This is a genomic window from Actinomycetospora sp., from assembly GCF_055612215.1.
Window position 1 is genome coordinate 1 of the sequence record NZ_JBVPVA010000304.1, and the last position, 3,710, is coordinate 3,710.

5 protein-coding genes and 1 pseudogene are annotated in these 3,710 nt (G+C 74.0%); 2 read left to right on the forward strand and 4 right to left on the reverse strand.

The genetic code is table 11. From position 1 onward, the window contains the following. Both AC0CYZ_RS08590 and AC0CYZ_RS08595 read left to right on the forward strand, forming a co-directional pair. Positions 1–775: pseudogene (locus AC0CYZ_RS08590) on the forward strand (hypothetical protein); the annotation flags it as partial. Next, positions 772–1,041: a hypothetical protein gene (locus AC0CYZ_RS08595; RefSeq protein WP_472214272.1), complete on the forward strand. Its 270-nt coding sequence runs from the start codon at positions 772–774 to the stop codon at positions 1,039–1,041. The pseudogene AC0CYZ_RS08590 and the gene AC0CYZ_RS08595, both read left to right, overlap by 4 nt. On the opposite strand, the gene AC0CYZ_RS08600 is transcribed toward AC0CYZ_RS08595, so the two are convergent. From AC0CYZ_RS08600 to AC0CYZ_RS08615, 4 genes are all read right to left on the reverse strand, one after another. Continuing rightward, positions 989–1,573 (reverse strand): HhH-GPD-type base excision DNA repair protein, encoded by a 585-nt coding sequence (locus AC0CYZ_RS08600; RefSeq protein ID WP_472214274.1) that lies wholly within the window; start codon positions 1,571–1,573, stop codon positions 989–991. The two genes, AC0CYZ_RS08595 and AC0CYZ_RS08600, sit on opposite strands and share 53 nt — an antisense overlap. A gap of 18 nt (positions 1,574–1,591) precedes the next feature. After that, positions 1,592–2,119 carry a GNAT family N-acetyltransferase gene (locus AC0CYZ_RS08605; protein WP_472214276.1) on the reverse strand — a complete coding sequence of 176 codons (528 nt, stop codon included), beginning with the start codon at positions 2,117–2,119 and terminating at the stop codon, positions 1,592–1,594. After that, on the reverse strand, positions 2,116–2,877 hold the full coding sequence (locus AC0CYZ_RS08610; protein WP_472214277.1) for a DUF1365 domain-containing protein: 762 nt from the start codon (positions 2,875–2,877) through the stop codon (positions 2,116–2,118). The genes AC0CYZ_RS08605 and AC0CYZ_RS08610 overlap by 4 nt, the downstream gene beginning before the upstream one ends. Next, positions 2,874–3,710 (reverse strand): NAD(P)/FAD-dependent oxidoreductase (locus AC0CYZ_RS08615; RefSeq protein WP_472214279.1); only part of this gene is annotated, 837 nt, incomplete at its 5' end. The genes AC0CYZ_RS08615 and AC0CYZ_RS08610, both read right to left, overlap by 4 nt.

A 3,710-nucleotide genomic window follows, 5' to 3' on the forward strand; every position in this document is an offset into this window, starting at 1 on the left:
GGGCTCGGGCGCGGCGACGGCAGCCGGCGAGTTGGGACGCGGCGCCGGTCAGGCGGTGTCCGACGTCGGCGAGGGCGCGGGAGAGGCGGTGTCCGACGTCGGTGAGTGCGCCGGCGAGGCGGTGTCCGACGTCGGTGAGAGCGCCGGCGAGGCGGTGTCCGACGTCGGCGACACGGTCTCGGACGTCGGGGCGTCGCGCAGCGGACTCGTCGACGGCCGCGCCGCCGACACGACCGACACCGACGAGGCGACCGCTGCCGACGAGGACGAGGACGAGGCCTCCGGCGCCGCGACCGAGACCGACGAGGACACCGACGATGTAGACACCGACGTCGATGAGGACACCGACGTCGAGGACGCAGACGACGACGTGGCCGAGAGCGAGGACGAGAGCGAGTACGACGAGGACGCCGACGACGTCGTCGAGGACGATGTGGCCGAGGACGACGCCGACGCCGAGGACGCCGCCGAGGACGTCGAGGACGACGACGCCGAGGACGTCGAGGACGTCGAGCCCGACCAGGACCCCGAGCCCGAGTCCGCGCAGCCCGACGAGGCCGACGAGCCCGACCAGCCCGACCAGCCCGACGAGGTCCTCGTCCAGGCCGACGCCCCGGCGCCGGTCCGACGAGCGCGCTCCGGACGTCGTCGCGTCCAGGGGCGGGACCAGGAGGCTGCGCCTCCGGAGGAGGCCCAGGAGCCGCGGGGCGGACGCCAGGAGACCCAGGAACGACCGAGCCCCGCCCGCCGCCGCCGGGCGGCGCGCGAGCGATGAGCTGGCTGTCGTTCCGGAGCTCCGTCTCCGCCGAGCAGATGTCCTTCGGCGAGGTGGAGGGCGACGAGATCGTCTTCCACGGCGACGCCCCGGAGCGGTCGTGGTCGGGGACCCGGCGCCGGAACCTGCCGGCGGCCGTGCCCCCGCACTCGACCTGGTCCGACGTCCGGGTCGACCTGGTCGTCGAGGGCGAGCTCCCGGACAGCGGGGACGTCAGCCCTTCGCCGCGGCCTTCTCCTTCGCCGCCCGCTTCTGGGCCTGCTTGAAGTCGCGGACCTCGGCGAGGGTGGTGGCGTCCACGACGTCGGCGATCGAGCGCCGTGAGCCCTCGTCCCCGTAGGAACCCGCCGCGTCCCGCCAGCCGTCGAGCTCGAGGCCGCACTGCTTGCCGAGGAGCGCGGTGAAGATCTGCGCCTTCATCGTGCCCCAGCCGGGCAGGGCCTTGAGGCGGCGGAAGACGTCGTCGCCGTCGGCGGCCTCGGTCCAGATCCGCGTGACGTCGCCGTCGTAGTCCTCGACGATCGCCCGGCAGACCTCCTGCACGCGCTCGGCCATCGACTTCGGGTAGCGGTGCAGTGCGGGCGGGCCGGTGAACGCGGCGACCAGCGCGTCGTGGTCGTACTCCGCGATCTTCGAGGCGGTGATCTCCCCGATGCGCTCGGTCAGCAGTGCCGGGCCCGCGAACGCGCGCTCCATGGGGAACTGCTGGTCGAGCTGCATGCCGATGAGCAGCGCGAGCGGGTTCTGCGAGAGGACCGCGTCGGCGTCGGGGTCCTGGGCGAGGGTCAGCGACGGCACGGCACCCACCCTAGGACGTCAGAGGGCCTTCGTGAGCACTGCGAAGTGCAGGTCGGGGTCGTGCGGGAAGCCGACGCCGGGCTCGCCGTACGGGAAGGGGCGGGTCTCCCCCGTGCGCGCGTAGCCGCGGCGCTCGTACCAGCCGATGAGCTCGGGCCGCCGGTCGATCACACACATCTCCATCGTCGTCGCCCCGCCGGACCGGGCGTGCTCCTCGGCGGCGGCCAGCACGGCCTTCCCCAGCCCGGAGCCCTGCAGACCCGGGCGCACCGCGAACATCCCGAACGACGCCGTCGGCTCCCCCGCCCGGTGGGTCACCGCCGCACAGCCCTCGTGGGCGCCGGCGACGAGGAGGGTGATCGACGGGTCGGCGAGATCGGCGGCGAGCAGCTCGCGGGTGGTGCGTGGGCCCGCGATGAGCTCGGCCTCGGTGGTCCAGCCGTTGCGGCCGCCGGCGCCGCGGTAGGCGGCGTGGATCAGCTCGAGCAGGGCGTCGACGTCCTGCGAGGTGGCGGGCCGGATCGTCAGCGATTCGGGGACGGTCACACCCGCGATTCTGCGCTCTGCCCGTCGAGCTGGCCCAGCCCGCGGTCGACGTCCGCGGGCGTGCGCCCGATCACCGGGAGGCCGCGCCACCACAGCGAGATGCCGCGGCGCCGGATGGCGAGCGCGACCCGCTGGGTGACGAACGGGTGCCGGGCGAGAGCCCGCAGCACGGCGGCGGTCGTCGCCGGACGCCGGTGCCCGCGCAGGGTGGCGACGAAGGCCGTGGTGAGGCCGCCGTCGTCGGGAACCGGGCGGCGCAGGACGACGGTGGCCGACAGCGTCTCCCCCGGCTCGGGCACCCGCATCCGGTACTCGCCGTCGACGGGGAAGAACGGCGAGACGTAGAAGTCCTTGTCGACCCGGGCGCGCCCGGCGTCGTCGACCTCGAGCAGGTAGTGGTGGCGCCCGCCGTAGGTGTTGTGGACCTCCGCGACGACGTCGGTGAGCGCACCGGCGGGGTCGTGGCACCAGTACAGCGTGATCGGGTTGAAGACGTACCCGAGGGTGCGCGGGTGGGCGAGCATCAGCACCTGCGCGGGACGGGCCCGTCCGTGCGCGGCGAGGAACGCGTCGAGGTTCTCGCGGATCGAGCGCTCGGGGTGCCCGAGGTGGTCGGCGCCGCGGAAGGCCAGGCCGGGGAACCGCGGCAGGGCGTCGAGGTCGACCAGCCAGAGGTACATGCGGTGGGTGAAGGCGTCGTCGAGGGTCTGGCTGCGGCGGTGGGAGACGGTGACGTCGTAGAGCGCGGCCGAGCTCACCACGACACCCCCAACGAGGCCGCCGCCCGCACGCCCGAGGCGCAGCCGTCCTCGTGGAAGCCCCAGCCGTGGTACGCCCCCGCGAACGCGATCCGGCCGTCGTTCAGCTCCGGCAGCCGACGCTGCGCCGCGACCGAGGCCGGCGTGTACGCGGGGTGCTCGTAGTCCATGCGCGCGATCACCGACGCCGGGTCGACGCGGTCGGTGGCGTTCAGCGTGACCACGTAGGTCTCGGGGGTGTCCAGCCGCATCAGCCGGCTCATGTCGTAGCTGACCAGCACGCGGTCCTCGCCGGGCACGCGCAGCAGGTTCCACGACGCCCGCGCGTCCGCGGCCCGGGGCAGCACCGACGTGTCGGTGTGCAGCCACGTCTCGTTGGCCGAGTACGTGAACGCCCCCAGCAGCTCGCGCTCCGCGGTCGTCGGGGACCCCAGCAGCGACAGCGCGGTCGGCGCGTGGGTCGCGACGACGACCCGGTCGAACCGGTGCGCCACGTCCGCGTCGTCACGCACCTCGACCCCGGCGCCGTCGCGGGTGATCGCGCGGATCGGTGTGGAGACCTCGACGGCGGACAGGCCCTTGACCACGCGCTCGACGTAGCGTGCCGAGCCCCCGACCACGGTCTTCCACTGGTGCGAGCCGCCGACCGAGAGCAGACCGTGGTTGGCGAGGAACGCGAAGAGGTAGCGCGCCGGGTACTGCATCGACAGTCCGGCGCCGGACGACCAGACCGCGGAGACCACCGGGACCGCGAAGGTGTCGACGAAGTGGCGCGAGAAGCGGGCTCGGCGCAGGAACTCGCCGAAGGTGACCTCCTCGTCGAGGTCGGTGTG